The following is a 15737-nucleotide window of genomic DNA, read 5'->3' on the forward strand; positions in this document are numbered from 1 at the left end:
CGCCGATCCGGATCTCTCTCGCAATCATCGAATACATGACCAAGAGCGACAACGGCAAGGCGCGCACCCTGCGGATCGCCCAGGAGCCCGAGGCGGACGAGCTGCTGGGCCGCAGTCCGCTGGCCGCCCTCGTCGGCATGCTGCTGGACCAGCAGGTACCGATGGAGTGGGCGTTCACGGGACCGCACACGCTGGCGGGGCGTATGGGGTCGGACGATCTGGACGCCCGGAACATCTCCGCGTACGACCCCGAGGCCTTCACCGGTCTGTTCACGGAGAAACCCGCCCTGCACCGGTATCCCGGCTCCATGGCCAAGCGGGTGCAGCAGCTCTGCCAGTTCCTGGTGGCGGAGTACGACGGGCGCGCGGAAGCGGTCTGGGAGGACGCTGCCACCGGGGCCGACCTGCTGAAGCGGCTCAACGCCCTGCCCGGGTTCGGCACCCAGAAGGCACAGATCTTCCTGGCCCTGCTGGGCAAGCAGCTGGGGGTGCGTCCGGCGGGCTGGCGCGAGGCCGCCGGGGCGTACGGCGAGGAGGGCTCGCACCGGTCGGTGGCCGACATCACCGGACCCGAATCACTCGCCGAGGTGAGGGCGTACAAACAGCAGGCCAAAGCCGCGGCCAAGGCGGCGGGCCGCTCCACATGACCGCGTACGGCCGAGCGCCCCGGCGGGGAGGCGGCACCGGCACGTCCGTCCGGAACCGGCCACGCATCCGGCCAGGAAGGGCCGGACCTGTTCACAGACGCCGGCCCGCTCGCTAACTTGCCCGCACATCCGTTCACACCGGAAGGACTCCTGTGCACGCACAACGTCGCAGAGCCATGGCAGTCGTGGCCGCCACCGCCCTGGCCGCACCGCTCCTCCTCGCCGCGTCCCCCGATCACGGACACGCGCCGAAGGACCCTGCCCGGGACGCCGCCAAGCTCTCACGGCAGCTGGTCAAGAGCTCCTCCGCCAAGGACGCCCACCGGCACCTGGAGCGTTTCCAGGCCATGGCCGACGCGGCGGGCGGGCACCGCGCGGCCGGGTCACCCGGCCACGACGCCTCCGCCGCCTACGTCCACCGGCTCCTGCGGAAGGCCGGATACCGCGTCGAGTACCAGGCGTTCGAGTTCCTCTACACGGAGACCCTCGCCGAGAAGCTCGCCGTGGTCTCCCCGACGCCCCGGGACGTCTCGATCCGGGCGATGACGTACACGCCCTCCACCGCCGAGGGCGGCATCACGGCGGCTCTCGCGGCCGTGCCGACCGACGACACCACCGGCTGCGAGGCCGCGGACTACGCCGCCGAGGCGTTCACCGGCAGGATCGCCCTGATCGAGCGGGGCGGCTGCTCCTTCGCTGACAAGCAGGCGGCGGCCGCGGGTGCGGGCGCGGCCGGTGCGGTCATCTACAACAACACCGACGGGGCCCTCTCGGGCACGCTCGGCGACGCCGCGTCGGGGAGGATACCCACCGGCGGACTCACGCGGGACGAGGGCGAGAAGCTCGTCGCGGACCTGGCGAAGGGCGAGGTGAAGGTCTCCTTCGAGATCCGTGAGTTCCAGGAGGAGCGCACCACCCGCAACGTCGTGGCCGAGACACCCGGCGGGAACGCGGCGAAGACCGTCATGCTCGGCGCCCACCTCGACTCGGTCACCGACGGCCCGGGCATCAACGACAACGCCTCGGGCTCGGCCGGACTCCTCGAAGTCGCCCTGGAACTGGCCCGGTCCCACCGTTCCCCGGCCAACAAGGTCCGTTTCGCCTGGTGGTCGGCCGAGGAGAACGGCCTGCTGGGCTCGGAGGCGTACGTCACGAAGCTCTCCGAGGCGCAGCGCGCGAAGATCGCGCTCTACCTGAACTTCGACATGATCGCCTCCCCGAACGGGGTGCAGTTCGTCTTCGACGGCGACGACTCCGACGGTGAGGGCGAGGGTCCGGGCCCGGCGGGATCCGCCCAACTGGAGCGTGACATCAACGCGTTCCTGGACAGCGAGGGCAAGCCCCACACCGGCACCGACTTCACCGGGCGCTCGGACTACGGGCCGTTCATCGAGGTCGGCATCCCGTCCGGCGGCACCGACACGGGCGCCGAGGGCATCAAGACGGCCGCGCAGGCCAAGACGTACGGCGGCGAGGCCGGCGTCGCCTACGACCCCTGCTACCACGCGGCCTGCGACGACATCGACAACGTCGGCATGAAGTACTTCGACACCAACATCGATGTGATCGCCAACGCGGTCGGCACCTACGCGTACGACCTGCGCTCCCTGAGCCGCCCGGTACCGGCGGCGCCGGCCGCCGGCGAGCACCGGAGCGACGGGGGGCCGCGCGAGGGCCACGCGCACGGCCTCACGGAGTAGCGCGCACGTGCTCCGCGGGCGGCGGACCCGTCCCGCGCGCGGAGCACGGCCCCGGAGCTTCACCGGGCCGCCACCGGGCCGCCGCCGCGGATCCACCCGGATGACCTCACCGAGATGACCCGGACGCATCACGGAGCGTTCGGCAGTATGCACCGCTTCATCCGCATACGACCGGCATTCTGGTCCCGGTCCGCGGCTGCGCCCGGAGGCCCTTGCCCGGTAGGCTTTCCGTGTGATCTTCAAGCGCATCGGAAATGGGCGGCCATATCCCGACCACGGCCGGGAAAGCACCCGACAGTGGGCGGATGTAGCGCCGCGCCCGGTCCGCCTGGACCAGCTCGTGACCACCAAGGGGCAGCTGGATCTCGAGACCCTGCTCGCCGAGGACTCCACGTTCTACGGCGACCTGTTCGCCCACGTCGTGAAGTGGCAGGGCGACCTCTACCTCGAGGACGGACTGCACCGGGCCGTGCGCGCCGCCCTGCAGCAGCGCCAGGTGCTGCACGCACGTGTGCTCGAAATGGGCTGAACCCGCCACTCCCACCCCTGGCGCATTTCGGGCCTTTCGGGTGCTTTTATGCTCGTACGGGTGCCATAGGTTGATCGTTTAGTAGGCATCATCACCAGGTCGCACTACGCTGCGCCCATGAGCATGCTGACCCCTCCGGGCATGGGCGGAAAGTACCGCATCACGGGTAACACCTATCCCCGCATGCGCCGCCCCCGTCATCGCCGCAAGCTGGTCCTTTCCGCGGCTGCCGCCGTGGTGGCCCTCGGCCTGGCCGGTTGGGGCACACTCCAGCTCATCGACGTCTTCACCGGCGGCGACAAGCAGGCCAGCGCGGCGGACCGACCGAAGGCCTGCCCCACCCCGAGCGCCACGGCGGCCGCGAAGGCGCTCCCGAAGCCGGCCGCCATCAAGGTCAACATCTACAACGCCACGCCCCGCAGCGGGCTGGCCAAGGCCGCCGCGGACGAGCTCAAGAAGCGTGGCTTCGCCATCGGCAAGGTGGACAACGCCCCGGCCGCCTACGACAAGAAGGTGCCGGGCACCGGGATGCTGCTCGGCGGCCCGACGGCCATGAACGGCTCCTTCCCGGTGCTCGCCACACAGCTGCCGGGGGCCGCGCAGAAGACCGACGCCCGCAGGACCACGGACGTCGATCTGATCATCGGCACGAAGTTCAAGGCGTTCAGCACGCCCGCGGCCGCCGCCTCGGCGCTCACGGCCCTGACGAAGCCGTCCCCGGCACCGTCCTCCTGCTGAGACAGCTGACCGCCGGCCGTCCGGGGCCCCGGACGGCCGGCGGTCAGTCCGGTCAGTCCGGTCAGTCCGGTCAGTCCGGTCAGTCGACGGTGCCGTACATCCGGTCACCGGCGTCGCCGAGTCCCGGCACGATGTAGCCGTTCTCGTTGAGCCGCTCGTCCACCGAGGCCGTGACCACCGTGACCGGCGTTCCCGCCAGCTCGCGCTCCATCACCTCGACGCCCTCGGGCGCCGCGAGGAGCACCACCGCGGTGACGTCGTCCGCGCCACGCTTGATGAGCTCCCGGATGGCCGCGACGAGCGTGCCGCCGGTGGCCAGCATCGGGTCGAGGACGTAGACCTGACGGCCGGAGAGGTCCTCGGGCATCCGCGTCGCGTACGTCTCCGCCTGGAGCGTCTCCTCGTTGCGGATCATGCCCAGGAAGCCGACCTCGGCGGTCGGGAGCAGCCGCACCATGCCGTCCAGCATGCCGAGGCCGGCACGCAGGATCGGGACGACCAGGGGGCGCGGATACGACAGCTTCACACCGGTCGTGGGAGTCACCGGGGTCTCGATGTCGACCTGCTCGGTCCGCACGTCCCGGGTGGCCTCGTACGCCAGGAGGGTGACCAGTTCGTCGGCGAGCCGCCGGAAGGTCGGGGAGTCGGTGCGCTTGTCGCGCAGCGTGGTGAGTTTGTGCGCCACCAACGGGTGGTCGACGACGTGGATCCGCATGCCGACAACAGTAACCGGGCCCCGGACGGGCTTCCCGCCGGTCCGCACTGGCATCAAGCACCTGTTCGGGGGGAAGGTGGGGGCATACGGACCCGGGCTTGGGGTGGTGTGTCGATTGCGCGACGGGGAGCAGCGGGATCAGCGGCAGGCCGGACGCGACGCGCGCGACCTGCCCGACGCCGGCGAGAACGTGGCGGACGCGCAGGAGAGTGACGCGGCGCGCCGGAGGCGGAGGGCGCAGTTCCTCCGCGAGTTGCACGAGGCGAAGCAGTTGCGCGACCGGGTTCAGCCGCGCCGGGCCCGCGCGGCCCGTATGCGCCAACAGATGCGGATGCGAACGTTCCGCTGGTGAGGCCGTCCGGCGGGGCCGCTCGGGACCTTCCGCGGGACGCGGGCGGACACCGTCGCCCGGCACCCCCTCCAGGAACTGATGGCCGACGCAACGGCCGAAGAGGTCTCGCATCGCGCTCGTTTCTGCCACGATGCCGATTGGGCGGGGCCCAGAGCAGCCGGATGACCGGCTGCCCTCCCGTCGGACCGATTCACCTATGACCAGTGGGAGAGTCACGGTGTACTTCGCCGCACTGCTCGCGCGCACCGAAGACGGGTGGGAAGCGAGCGATACAGAGCTCGACGATGTGGAAACCCTGTCCGACCTGACGGATCTGGCCCGTGAGGCCTCGGTGGACGAGGACACGGTCCTCGTCTACATCGAGCAGGAGGACGCCTGGTTCGGCGTCGTCCGGGTGGACGGTGAGGAGGACCCCCGTATCTACGTCTCGGACGCGTCCGCCGCCGCCCGCTCCTCGTACGGGGAGATCCTGCTCACCGATGAACTGCTCGGCCGCGAACCGGGGGCCGAGGACGAGATCGCCGCACTCGAGGAGCTCGTCGACCTCGACGGTACGGAGGACGGCGAGCCGGACGAAGCCCAGGACAGCGGCGACGGCCGGGCCGGCGCCGCTGTCACCGAACCCGACCTGGATGACGACCCCGACGCCGTACCGGCGGGGCCGCTCGGCGATCTCGGGGTCCTCGCCGACCTCGGGCTGTCCGAGAAGGATCTGCTGACCCTGCGTACCGACGCGCTGGCGGAGATCGCGGACGCGCTGGGAGCGGCCGAGGTCCTGGAGGCCGTCCGTTAGGGTCCGCGGGTGACCGCACCACCATCCACCCCCTCCTCACCGCCGCCCGCCGATCCCGTACGGGACCCGTGGATGGCATCCATGCGCCAGGCCCTGGACGAGGCCGCGCAGGCGGCGTCGGCCGGCGATGTGCCGGTCGGCGCCGTCGTCCTCGCCCCCGACGGCGCCCTGCTGGCCACCGGCCACAACGAGCGCGAGGCCACGGCGGACCCGACGGCGCACGCCGAGGTGCTGGCCCTGCGCCGTGCCGCCTCGGCACTCGGCTCCTGGCGGCTGACCGGCTGCACGCTGGTGGTCACCCTGGAGCCCTGCACGATGTGCGCGGGCGCCCTCGTCCAGTCCCGTATCGGCCGGGTGGTCTACGGGGCCCGGGACGAGAAGGCCGGCGCCGCCGGTTCGCTCTGGGACGTCGTACGCGACCGCAGGCTCAACCACCGCCCCGAGGTGATCCACGGCGTCCTGGAGGACGCCTGCGCGGACCTGCTGACCGCTTTCTTCCGCGAGCGCTGAGGCCGCCGGGCGGGCGCTGCGGGCGGGTGCCGGGAAACGGATTTCGGACCAGGGCCCGGCATGGTCTAAGCTCTCTCTCGGTAGCGTGTCCGAGCGGCCGAAGGAGCTCGCCTCGAAAGCGAGTGTGGCGTAACCCGTCACCGTGGGTTCAAATCCCACCGCTACCGCTGTGAATGAAGGGACCGACCCTCTCGGGGGTCGGTCCCTTCACTGCGTTCCGGCCCGTGCCGAACCGCTGGAGCGGCTTCGTCGACGCAACCTCCACCGATGGCTGGTCCCGGGGCCGCCGCAGGTCACGCTCTCCCTGGTCCGGGCCCGTCGCGCCCGAGGAGCCGAACGGGCCGTTCCGCAGGCCGGCCACGAGGAGGGCGACATCCCGGTGCCCGGCGGTCGTTCCGCGCACTGCCCAGGACGCGGCCGGGCGGGTGAGGGCACCGTTCGGCCATCTTCACGCGGGCGGGGCCAAATAATTTTGCATGATGTGCATCTTTGCCTACTATGCACGTTGTGCCGAAGACGACGACACCCGTTCCCGGGCTGCGGGAGCGCAAGAAGCAGGCCACGCGCAGGGCCATCGCCGAGGCGGCCGTACGGCTCGCCGCCGAGCACGGCGTCGAACACGTCACCGTCGAGGCGATCAGCGAGGCCGCCGGTGTCTCGCCCAGGACGTTCTTCAACTACTTCCCCAGCCACGACGACGCGTTCGTCCTGGTCGACGAGGAAGTGGGCGAGCGCATCCGGGAGTCCGTGCGCCGGGCCCCCGCCGACCGGTCGCCGCTCGATGTCGTGCGCGGCGCCCTCGCCACCGAGCTGGGCGGATTCGAGAGCCGACAGGAGCTGTGGGCCCTTCAGTCCAGAGTGCTCCAGCGGTCCCCGCACCTCATCCACCGCGGGCTGAAGGCCCAGGTGGCGGAGGAGCGGGCGCTCGCCGTCGCCATCACCGAGTGGCTCGACGCCACTCGGCCGGACCAGGCGGGGGCGTCCGGCACCGGACTCTTCCCGAGGCTGCTGGCCGCCGTCACCCAGACCGCCCTCCGGGTCGCCCTGGAGCACTGGTGCGAGCACCCCGGGGAGAGGGTCCTGGCGAACACCTTCCAGGAGGTCTTCGCCCAGCTGGCGCAAGGGCTCCCGCGGCCTGCCGAGTAGTCCGGCCCGCCACCCGCCCACCACCGAACCCGTTCTGATCCTGCACCGAAGAAGGACACCGTGACCGCAACCGAGGCGCCCGCACAGGCGCCCGCCCCCATGTCCAACCGCCAGATACTCCAGGCGATGTCCGGCCTGATGGCGGGCATGTTCGTCGCCATCCTCGCGGGCACGGTCGTCGCCAACGCCCTGCCGCGCATCATCGCCGACCTCGGCGCGAGCCAGTCCTCGTACACCTGGGTCGTCACCTCCGAGCTGCTCGCGATGACGGCCACCGTGCCGCTCTGGGGCAAGCTCGCCGACCTGTTCAACCAGAAGCTGCTGCTCCAGCTGTCGCTCGCCCTGTTCGTGGTCGGCTCCCTGGTGGCCGGCTTCTCCCAGGACGTCGTCACCCTGATCATCAGCCGGGTCATCCAGGGCGTCGGCGCCGGCGGTCTCACCGCGCTGGCCCAGATCGTGATGGCCGCCATCATCCCGCCGCGCCGGCTCGGCAAGTACGCGGGCATCTTCGGCGCGGTCTTCGCCGTGGGCACGGTCGCGGGGCCGCTGATCGGCGGCGTCCTCGTGGACACCTCGTGGCTCGGCTGGCGCTGGTGCTTCTTCATCGGTGTGCCGTTCGCGCTGGCCGGGATCGTGCTGCTCCAGCGCACCCTGAAGCTCCCGACGGTCCGCCGCCAGGTCAGGATCGACTGGACGGGCGCCTTCCTGATCGTGGCCGGCGTCTGCGCGCTGCTGATCTGGACCTCGCTCGCGGGCAACAGCTTCGACTGGGCCTCCTGGCAGACCGCCGTGCTGGTGACCCTGGGCGTCGTGCTGCTGGGGGCGGCGGTCTTCGTCGAGTCCCGGGCCGCCGAGCCGATCATCCCGCTGGACATCTTCCGTAACCGCACGGTGTCGCTCACGACCCTGGCGAGCTTCTTCGTCGGTATCGCGATGTTCGCCGGGACCGTGTTCCTGTCCCAGTACTTCCAGATCTCGCTGGGCAAGTCCCCGACCGTCGCGGGGCTCATGAGCCTCCCGCTGATCGGCGGTCTGCTGGTGTCCTCGACCGTCGCCGGACAGATCATCTCCGCCACCGGCAAGTGGAAGATCTACCTCGTCGCGGGCGCCGTGGTGATGACGGCGGGCCTCGGCCTGCTGTCGACCATCGACGCCGACACGCACTTCGGCCTGCTCAGCGTCTACATGGCGTTCATGGGCATCGGCGTCGGCATGCTGATGCAGAACCTCGTGCTGGCGGCGCAGAACGACGTGCCCGCGCACGAACTGGGCGCCGCGACCTCCGTGCTGTCCTTCTTCCGCAGCCTCGGCGGCACGATCGGCACCAGCGTGCTCGGCGCGGTCCTCGCCAACCGGGTGGCCAGCGAGATGAGCAAGGGCCTCGCGGAGAGCGGCATCCCGGTGACGGGCGGCGGCCACAGCAGCGCCGTCCCCGACATGACCACTCTGCCCGAACCCATGAAGAACATCGTCGAGCACGCGTACGGCGTCGCGACCGGCGACCTCTTCCTCATCGCCACCCCGTTCGCCTTCCTCGGGCTGCTCGCCGTGCTCTTCATCAAGGAGAAGCCCCTCAAGACGACGAGCGGCATGGAACGCCTCGCCGCCGAGGACGCTGCCGCGGTCACCGTCCCGGCACCCCGAGTCGGCTCGGACACCGCTCCCGGCACGGTCGGCCTGCTGAAGGACCGACCCGCAGGCGCGGAACAGCACGAAGGGCCCGGCGCGTGCGCCGGGCCCTTCGGACGTCAGGTCGGGGGGAGCGGCATCGGGGGGACAAGCCGCTCCCCCCGATGAGAACGGGGACCGGGGTCCTCGCCGCGGTCGGGGGGAAGTCACGCGGTGGGGACCTCGTGGAGGTCCCGTTCCTGGGCCCGCGCATTCCTGCGGGTGCGGCGGGCACGCGTCCCATCCTCCCCCTCGACGTAAGCCGCAGCCGCCGACAAAGGGCCTGAATCGCCGGGCCCTTCGGCCTTAAAAGCCGCGTAAGTGATCGGAAACGGCCCATGGATACGGCCATACGTGCGGCTAGAATCACGCGACTGCACAGGTGATCGAAGGGGAGAGGCGGGGCTGGCCGTGGTGCAAGCGAGGAAGATCGCGCTCTACATGATTGTGGTCTTCGTGCTGTACACGATCATCACCTCGCCCGAGCGGGCCGCCGACCTCGTCCAAGTAGGGTTCGAGGGTATTTCGAGCGCCGCGCAGGGCGTCGGAGACTTCATGTCCGAGCTCGTGAAGTAGGAGAACCCATGATCCGCCACCTGGTCCTGTTCAAGCTGAACGACGGCGTCGAGCGGGACGATCCGCGGGTCGTCGCGGGCGCGGAGGCCTTCCGGGAGCTCGGCGGGAAGATCCCCGAGCTGGAGTTCTGGGAGTGCGCCTGGAACATCACCGACCGGCCCATCGCCTACGACTTCGCCATCAACTCGGCGGTCGCCGACGAGGACGCGCTCAAGCGGTACGTCGAACACCCGGAGCACCAGGCGGCGGCCGGTCAGTGGCGCGAGTTCGCCACTTGGGTGATCGCCGACTACCCCTTCTGACCCTTTCGAGCACCCGGTACCGCGAGCCCCTCCCCTACAGGAGAGGGGCTTTTCGGCATGTTTAAACCAAAACACCCTCAACACGACTCCAAGCGGTGCTTGCACGCAGTGGACATGTCTTGTGATGCTATGACCGCTTTTGACGGATGAGTTGACCGTAGTTGACCGCGAAGGGGTGGCGACACCGTGCCGGCCAGTACAGCGCCTCAAGTCCCGCCCCAGAACGTCCAGACGGAGGACGTCCAGACCGAGACCCCCGATCCGACCACGCCCGCCAGGACCCGGGGCGCGGACACCAGGGCGCTGACCCAGGTGCTCTTCGGGCGGCTCAAGGACCTCGAACCCGGCACCGCCGAGCACCACCGGGTGCGCACCGCGCTGATCGAGGCGAACCTGCCCCTCGTGCGGTACGCGGCAGCCCGTTTCCGCAGCCGCAACGAGCCGATGGAGGACGTCGTCCAGGTCGGGACCATCGGTCTGATCAACGCCATCGACCGCTTCGACCCGGAGCGCGGCGTCCAGTTCCCCACGTTCGCCATGCCCACGGTGGTCGGGGAGATCAAGCGCTACTTCCGGGACAACGTGCGGACCGTGCACGTGCCGCGGCGGCTGCACGAGCTCTGGGTCCAGGTCACCGGCGCGACGGAGGACCTGACGACCGCTCACGGCCGCTCGCCGACCACCGCCGAGATCGCGGAGCGCCTGAAGATCTCCGAGGACGAGGTCCTCGCCTGCATCGAGGCGGGCCGCTCGTACCACGCCACCTCGCTGGAGGCGGCCCAGGAGGGCGACGGGCTGCCCGGACTCCTGGACCGGCTCGGCTACGAGGACCCGGCACTGGCCGGTGTCGAGCACCGGGACCTGGTGAGGCACCTGCTCGTACAGCTGCCGGAGCGCGAGCAGCGGATCCTGCTGCTGCGCTACTACAACAACCTGACGCAGTCACAGATCAGCGCCGAACTGGGCGTCTCACAGATGCATGTGTCAAGGCTTCTCGCCAGAAGTTTCGCCCGGCTGCGATCCGCAAACAGGATCGAAGCGTAACCAGAACGGGTAGACCCCCAGAGGGCTGGATCCCGGGGCTCAAAAGCCGTACACCCCCTGTTTCCTGCGCAGTTCAGGCGCTGACTTGTCGACATGTCACTACAGCGTGTTGCCGACATGTGACATTCTGCTCGAACCGCGTTTGCCGCAGCCCTACCTCCGGTATTCAGGTGGAGGCTGCGTTCCTCCGATGGTCGTGGCCACCGCGACCGTCCGCGACCTCAAGGGGGTGGCATGTCCACAGAACAGGGCAGCTCGAAGGTGCTCACGCTCACGAAGAGCGTGCCGGCACCTGCCGTGCTCACCAGCTCGCCGGAAGCCATCGACACCCGCACCCTGTCCCGCTCCCTGTTCCTGCGGCTCGCCGCGCTGGGTCCCGCATCGGGCCCCGACGGAACGGACAGCCCGGAGCGGGCCTATGTGCGGGACACACTCATCGAGCTCAACCTCCCGCTCGTGCGGTATGCGGCGGCACGGTTCCGGAGCCGTAACGAACCCATGGAGGACATCGTCCAGGTCGGGACGATCGGCCTGATCAAGGCGATCGACCGCTTCGACTGCGAACGGGGCGTGGAATTCCCCACGTTCGCCATGCCGACCGTCGTGGGGGAGATCAAGCGCTTCTTCCGCGACACCTCGTGGTCGGTGCGGGTGCCGCGCCGGCTCCAGGAGCTGCGGCTCGCCCTCACCAAGACCAGCGACGAGCTCGCCCAGAAGCTGGACCGCTCGCCGACGGTGCCGGAGCTGGCCAAGGCGCTCGGGGTCTCCGAGGAGGACGTGGTCGACGGCCTGGCCGTGGGCAACGCCTACACGGCCTCCTCGCTGGACTCCCCGTCCCCCGAGGACGACGGCGGCGAGGGCTCACTGGCGGACCGCTTGGGGTACGAGGACGCGGCGCTGGAAGGCGTCGAGTACCGCGAGTCCCTGAAGCCGCTGCTGGCCAAGCTCGCCCCGCGCGAGCGGCAGATCATCATGCTGCGCTTCTTCGCCAACATGACCCAGTCGCAGATCGGCGAGGAGGTCGGCATCTCGCAGATGCACGTCTCCCGGCTGCTGACCCGGACGCTCACCCAGCTCAGGGAGGGGCTCATCGCCGACTGACCCCGCAGCGGGTCCGTACGGCACGGCTCACGAGGCCGCCGGGGCAGCACGATCGCCGCCCCGGCGGCCTCGCCGCGCCCGGGTGCCTCGCGGCGCGGGGGGCAGGGTCACGGCGCCCCCTGCCCGGACGACGCAGACGCTCCCGCCCCGACGTGCGGAGCGGGAGCGGATACGGAAAGGCGGCGCGCACACCCAGGTGGGCGCCTGGCAGGCCCTGAGCCCTCCGGAGAGGGGCGCGACGGACCCGCCGTGAAGGGGACGGGGTCAGCCGAGCGCGAGCCAGGCGACCGCGCCGAGGACGACGATGACCGCGACGACGGCCACGATCACCCCGGACTTCGAGCCGGACGAGGCCGGAGCGGGCTGCTGCCTGCGCTGCGGTTCGCCCTCGTCGACAAACGCGCGGAACATCTGCGTGCTGCCCGCCGGGTCGTGAGTGCCCTCGGGGCCCGGCTGCGGGGCGTGGGGGTTGTGTGCCATGGCCCAGGACCCTAGCGAACACAGGCCTTCCGCCCAACCCCCGGGTCAACGACGGCCGATGCCCCCTCTACGCGCACACGGCCCCTTCACCCGTACGCCGGAGCGCTCCGCACCGCCTCCACGAGCCTCCTCCGGTGGGTCCGCCTGTGTCGAGGAACACATCCGGAGCACCACACCCCCTGTGCGCTGCGGGCTTGACCACGCCCCTACGCAGGCTTTTGCGTTCCTTTACTCCTGCAAGGCCCATTTCGTTTGCCTGCGGCAACCAACCGCTTCTATCGTTGCCCTAAGCAACAAGATGACCTCGCGAGACGTCTGGAGGGTCAGTGGCCGCACGGAGCCAGTACGAAGAACTGGCCCGGCAGCTCAGCGCCGTCGGAGCCGTCAAACGGGGCCTCGCCCGCATCCTGCCCGCCGAGTGTCCCGGTGGCTCGGCCACCGTGCTGACGCTGCTGGGCAAGTACGGGGAGATGCGGATCTCCAGGCTTGCCGAGCTCTTGGCCGTGAACATGTCTGTGACCAGCAGACATGTGACCCACGCGGTGGAGAACGGCTGGGTCGAACGGTCTTTGGACCCGGCGGACAAGCGGTCCCGCATCCTGCGGCTGACCCCCGCCGGCGCCGAGATGATCGATGAGCTGGGCCGACGGACCACCGAGATGTTCGCTCAGAACCTCGACGACTGGTCCGACGAAGAAGTCGGCCAGCTCAACACGTTGTTGTCCCGGCTGCGCGACAGCTTCTCCTGCCGCGTCCCCGGAGGGTGCGCCCCCGGACGGCACAGCGGCGACTGCCGCGCCGGGCACTCCGACGATGCGCACACCCGTACACCCGTGTAACAGAAGCAAAGAGAAGGAATTCAATGGCTACGACCACACCATCCGGTGTGCGGGGCGGCCACGCCAAGCACGGGGCTGCAGAAGCCCCTGCCGGCACGCCGATGACACACCGGCAGATCATGGAAGCGCTGACCGGGCTGCTGCTCGGCATGTTCGTCGCGATCCTGTCGTCGACGGTCGTCTCCAACGCCCTGCCCGAGATCATCTCCGACCTCGGCGGCGGACAGAGCGCCTACACGTGGGTCGTGACGGCCTCGCTGCTGGCCATGACCGCCACCACCCCCCTGTGGGGCAAGCTCGCGGACCTGTTCAGCAAGAAGCTGCTGGTCCAGATCGCGCTGATCATCTACGTCGGCGGATCCATAGTCGCCGGTCTGTCCACCAGCAGCGGCATGCTCATCACCTGCCGTGTGGTCCAGGGCATCGGTGTCGGCGGTCTCTCCGCCCTCGCCCAGATCGTGATGGCCGCGATGATCGCCCCCCGCGAGCGCGGTCGCTACAGCGGCTACCTCGGCGCGGTCTTCGCCGTCGCCACCGTCGGCGGCCCGCTCCTGGGCGGTGTCATCACCGACACCAGCTGGATGGGCTGGCGCTGGTGCTTCTACGTGGGTGTGCCGTTCGCGATCATCGCTCTGATCGTGCTCCAGAAGACCCTGAAGCTCCCCGTGATCAAGCGCGAGGGCGTCAAGGTCGACTGGACCGGCGCGTTCCTCATCAGCGCCGCGGTCTCGCTCCTGCTGCTCTGGGTCACCTTCGCGGGCGACAAGTACGACTGGATCTCCTGGCAGACCTGGACGATGCTCGCCGGGACCGTCGTCCTGGTCGCGCTGTTCCTGTTCACCGAGACGAAGGCCCGCGAGCCGATCATCCCGCTGCGCCTCTTCCGTAACCGCACCATCGCGCTGGCCTCGCTGGCCTCGCTGTTCGTCGGTATCGGAATGTTCGCGGGCACCGTCTTCTTCAGCCAGTACTTCCAGCTGGCGCGGGACAAGTCGCCGACGATGTCCGGCGTCATGACCATCCCGATGATCGCCGGGCTCTTCCTCTCCTCGACCGTGTCCGGTCAGGTCATCACCAAGACGGGCCGCTGGAAGGCCTGGCTCGTCACCGGTGGCTTCCTGCTCACCGCGGGCCTCGGCCTGCTGGGCACGATCCGGTACGACACCGAGTACTGGCACATCGCGATCTTCATGTTCGTCATGGGTCTCGGCGTCGGCATGATGATGCAGAACCTGGTGCTCGCCACACAGAACCAGGTGGCTCCCTCCGACCTCGGTTCCGCCAGCTCCGTCGTGACGTTCTTCCGTTCCCTCGGTGGTGCGATCGGCGTCTCGGCGCTGGGCGCCGTCCTGGGCAACCGCGTCACCCACTACGTCAAGGACGGCATCGCCGACCTCGGCCCCGCGGGTGCGGCCTTCGGCCACGGCGGAACGGGTGGCGGGGGCATCCCCGACCTGGACAAGCTCCCGGCTCCGCTCCGTACGGTCATGGAGGTCGCCTACGGCCACGGTGTCGCCGACGTCTTCCTCTTCGCCGCGCCCGCCGCGCTGCTCGCCTTCCTCCTGACCCTCTTCATCAAGGAGGTCGCCCTGAAGACCAGGTCGGGCAACGACAGCGCCTCCCCCGAGGGCGCCTCCCTCGAGGCGTCGACGGCGACGGAGTCCGACGAGTCCGCCACCGGCACCGCGCCGGTCGCCGGGGGCACGGCCGCGGCCACCTCGGCCGACGTCCTGGAGCAGACGGCTGCCACGAAGGAGCTGACCCTGCGGGGAACGCCCGTACGCGGTGTGGTGCGGGGCGCCGAGGGCGCACCCGTCGCCCGTGCCGCGGTCACGCTGATCTCACTGGGCGGCCGGCAGCTGGGGCGCTCCGTCGCCCAGGCCGACGGCAGCTACGTCCTGGACGCGCCGGGCTCCGGCAGCTACGTCCTGATCGCGTCCGCCGACGGCTTCCAGCCGCAGGCGTCCACCGTGGTCGTCGGCGACGAGCCGCTGGCCTTCGACATCCTGCTCGCGGGTACGAGCGGTCTCTCCGGGACCGTGCGGACCGAGGAGGGCCAGGCCCCGGTCCGGGGTGCCATGGTCGTCGTGACCGATGTGCGCGGCGATGTGCTGGCCACGGGTGTCTCGGGCGACGCGGGTGAGTTCACCTTCGGTGAGCTGATCCCCGGCTCCGTGACCGTCGCCGTCACGGCCGCGGGCTTCCGTCCGATGGCCCTGCCGGTCGAGGTCGGCGGCCAGGGTGTCACCCGGGTCGACGTGGCCCTGCGCTCCGGTGCGCTGGTCCAGGGCGTCGTCCGGGCCGGCTCCGGCCGGGGCCCGCTGAACGACGCCCGGGTCACGCTGATCGACGCGGCCGGCAACGTGGTCGCCACGTCGACGACCGGGGAGGACGGCGTGTACGCCTTCACCGACCTGGACGCCGGTGAGTACTCCGTGATCGCGACCGGCTACCCGCCGGTGGCCGGCTCGCTGACCGTGAGCGGCAGCGGAGTCGACGGACACGACATCGAGCTCGCCCACCCGGGCCAGTAAGAACCGGAAGATCCACAAAGACCCCTGGCGGAACAGCACTTCGAGCGGAGAGGCTGTGTCGCC

At 70.2% G+C, this 15737-nt stretch carries 17 protein-coding genes and 1 tRNA gene; 16 read left to right on the forward strand and 2 right to left on the reverse strand.

Going from position 1 to position 15737, the window contains the following annotated elements; translation table 11 throughout:
* The first annotated feature begins 35 nt into the window (after positions 1-35).
* The 4 genes from ACIRJR_RS01875 to ACIRJR_RS01890 all read left to right on the forward strand — a co-directional run bounded on the left by ACIRJR_RS01875 (position 36) and on the right by ACIRJR_RS01890 (position 3614).
* Positions 36-647, forward strand: a complete 612-nt coding sequence (locus ACIRJR_RS01875) for an HhH-GPD-type base excision DNA repair protein (RefSeq protein ID WP_403772308.1) — start codon at positions 36-38, stop codon at positions 645-647.
* A 176-nt stretch (positions 648-823) separates the two neighbouring features.
* The gene (locus tag ACIRJR_RS01880) at positions 824-2347 is read left to right on the forward strand and encodes a M28 family metallopeptidase (RefSeq protein ID WP_403772311.1); all 1524 of its coding nucleotides are present in this window, start codon (positions 824-826) and stop codon (positions 2345-2347) included.
* Positions 2348-2579: 232 nt separating this feature from the next.
* A complete protein-coding gene (locus ACIRJR_RS01885) occupies positions 2580-2876 on the forward strand; it encodes a type II toxin-antitoxin system VapB family antitoxin (RefSeq protein WP_014155093.1) in 297 nt (98 codons plus the stop codon).
* Positions 2877-3017: 141 nt separating this feature from the next.
* Positions 3018-3614, forward strand: a complete 597-nt coding sequence (locus tag ACIRJR_RS01890; protein WP_403773753.1) for a LytR C-terminal domain-containing protein — start codon at positions 3018-3020, stop codon at positions 3612-3614.
* 79 nt (positions 3615-3693) lie between these two features.
* Here the strand turns inward: ACIRJR_RS01890 and upp are convergent, their stop codons facing one another.
* Positions 3694-4329, reverse strand: a complete 636-nt coding sequence (upp, locus tag ACIRJR_RS01895) for a uracil phosphoribosyltransferase (RefSeq protein ID WP_056793563.1) — start codon at positions 4327-4329, stop codon at positions 3694-3696.
* Between the two features lie 115 nt (positions 4330-4444).
* On the opposite strand from upp, the gene ACIRJR_RS01900 reads away from it, so the two are divergent.
* From ACIRJR_RS01900 to ACIRJR_RS01945, 10 genes are all read left to right on the forward strand, one after another.
* Positions 4445-4681, forward strand: coding sequence for a hypothetical protein (locus tag ACIRJR_RS01900; RefSeq protein ID WP_403772314.1), 237 nt, complete (start codon positions 4445-4447; stop codon positions 4679-4681).
* A gap of 217 nt (positions 4682-4898) precedes the next feature.
* Positions 4899-5474: a hypothetical protein gene (locus tag ACIRJR_RS01905; RefSeq protein WP_403773756.1), complete on the forward strand. Its 576-nt coding sequence runs from the start codon at positions 4899-4901 to the stop codon at positions 5472-5474.
* An 81-nt stretch (positions 5475-5555) separates the two neighbouring features.
* Positions 5556-5984 carry a tRNA adenosine(34) deaminase TadA gene (gene tadA, locus ACIRJR_RS01910; protein ID WP_403773759.1) on the forward strand — a complete coding sequence of 143 codons (429 nt, stop codon included), beginning with the start codon at positions 5556-5558 and terminating at the stop codon, positions 5982-5984.
* 79 nt (positions 5985-6063) lie between these two features.
* Positions 6064-6151, forward strand: a tRNA-Ser gene (locus ACIRJR_RS01915).
* A 331-nt stretch (positions 6152-6482) separates the two neighbouring features.
* Positions 6483-7130: a TetR/AcrR family transcriptional regulator gene (locus tag ACIRJR_RS01920; protein ID WP_403772317.1), complete on the forward strand. Its 648-nt coding sequence runs from the start codon at positions 6483-6485 to the stop codon at positions 7128-7130.
* Positions 7131-7229: 99 nt separating this feature from the next.
* Positions 7230-8927: an MDR family MFS transporter gene (locus ACIRJR_RS01925; protein ID WP_403773762.1), complete on the forward strand. Its 1698-nt coding sequence runs from the start codon at positions 7230-7232 to the stop codon at positions 8925-8927.
* Between the two features lie 282 nt (positions 8928-9209).
* Positions 9210-9374, forward strand: coding sequence for a hypothetical protein (locus tag ACIRJR_RS01930; RefSeq protein ID WP_376368441.1), 165 nt, complete (start codon positions 9210-9212; stop codon positions 9372-9374).
* 8 nt (positions 9375-9382) lie between these two features.
* Positions 9383-9676: a Dabb family protein gene (locus ACIRJR_RS01935; RefSeq protein WP_329230960.1), complete on the forward strand. Its 294-nt coding sequence runs from the start codon at positions 9383-9385 to the stop codon at positions 9674-9676.
* Between the two features lie 186 nt (positions 9677-9862).
* On the forward strand, positions 9863-10720 hold the full coding sequence (locus ACIRJR_RS01940; RefSeq protein WP_403772321.1) for an RNA polymerase sigma factor SigF: 858 nt from the start codon (positions 9863-9865) through the stop codon (positions 10718-10720).
* A 234-nt stretch (positions 10721-10954) separates the two neighbouring features.
* On the forward strand, positions 10955-11821 hold the full coding sequence (locus ACIRJR_RS01945) for an RNA polymerase sigma factor SigF (RefSeq protein WP_014155104.1): 867 nt from the start codon (positions 10955-10957) through the stop codon (positions 11819-11821).
* Positions 11822-12085: 264 nt separating this feature from the next.
* Here ACIRJR_RS01945 and ACIRJR_RS01950 read toward each other — a convergent pair whose 3' ends face one another.
* Positions 12086-12301 (reverse strand): hypothetical protein, encoded by a 216-nt coding sequence (locus tag ACIRJR_RS01950; protein ID WP_403772324.1) that lies wholly within the window; start codon positions 12299-12301, stop codon positions 12086-12088.
* Positions 12302-12627: 326 nt separating this feature from the next.
* Here ACIRJR_RS01950 and ACIRJR_RS01955 point away from each other — a divergent pair, with 326 nt between their 5' ends.
* Both ACIRJR_RS01955 and ACIRJR_RS01960 read left to right on the forward strand, forming a co-directional pair.
* A complete protein-coding gene (locus tag ACIRJR_RS01955) occupies positions 12628-13140 on the forward strand; it encodes a MarR family winged helix-turn-helix transcriptional regulator (RefSeq protein ID WP_403772327.1) in 513 nt (170 codons plus the stop codon).
* 23 nt (positions 13141-13163) lie between these two features.
* Complete coding sequence (locus tag ACIRJR_RS01960; protein WP_403772330.1) at positions 13164-15674, forward strand: MFS transporter; 2511 nt, start codon at positions 13164-13166, stop codon at positions 15672-15674.
* Positions 15675-15737 lie beyond the last annotated feature (63 nt).

It is taken from the genome of Streptomyces sp. NPDC102402, from assembly GCF_044765765.1.
GTDB lineage: Bacteria > Actinomycetota > Actinomycetes > Streptomycetales > Streptomycetaceae > Streptomyces.

Bases quoted from the DNA above. Each gene is read 5' to 3' on its own strand.
- ACIRJR_RS01945 (WP_014155104.1), top strand. From the start codon at position 10,955: ATGTCCACAGAACAGGGCAGCTCGAAGGTGCTCACGCTCACGAAGAGC.
- ACIRJR_RS01960 (WP_403772330.1), top strand. From the start codon at position 13,164: ATGGCTACGACCACACCATCCGGTGTGCGGGGCGGCCACGCCAAGCAC.
- ACIRJR_RS01935 (WP_329230960.1), top strand. From the start codon at position 9,383: ATGATCCGCCACCTGGTCCTGTTCAAGCTGAACGACGGCGTCGAGCGG.
- ACIRJR_RS01890 (WP_403773753.1), top strand. From the start codon at position 3,018: ATGGGCGGAAAGTACCGCATCACGGGTAACACCTATCCCCGCATGCGC.
- ACIRJR_RS01880 (WP_403772311.1), top strand. From the start codon at position 824: ATGGCAGTCGTGGCCGCCACCGCCCTGGCCGCACCGCTCCTCCTCGCC.
- ACIRJR_RS01925 (WP_403773762.1), top strand. From the start codon at position 7,230: ATGTCCAACCGCCAGATACTCCAGGCGATGTCCGGCCTGATGGCGGGC.
- tadA (WP_403773759.1), top strand. From the start codon at position 5,556: ATGCGCCAGGCCCTGGACGAGGCCGCGCAGGCGGCGTCGGCCGGCGAT.
- upp (WP_056793563.1), bottom strand. From the start codon at position 4,329: ATGCGGATCCACGTCGTCGACCACCCGTTGGTGGCGCACAAACTCACC.
- ACIRJR_RS01875 (WP_403772308.1), top strand. From the start codon at position 36: ATGACCAAGAGCGACAACGGCAAGGCGCGCACCCTGCGGATCGCCCAG.
- ACIRJR_RS01950 (WP_403772324.1), bottom strand. From the start codon at position 12,301: ATGGCACACAACCCCCACGCCCCGCAGCCGGGCCCCGAGGGCACTCAC.
- ACIRJR_RS01920 (WP_403772317.1), top strand. From the start codon at position 6,483: ATGCACGTTGTGCCGAAGACGACGACACCCGTTCCCGGGCTGCGGGAG.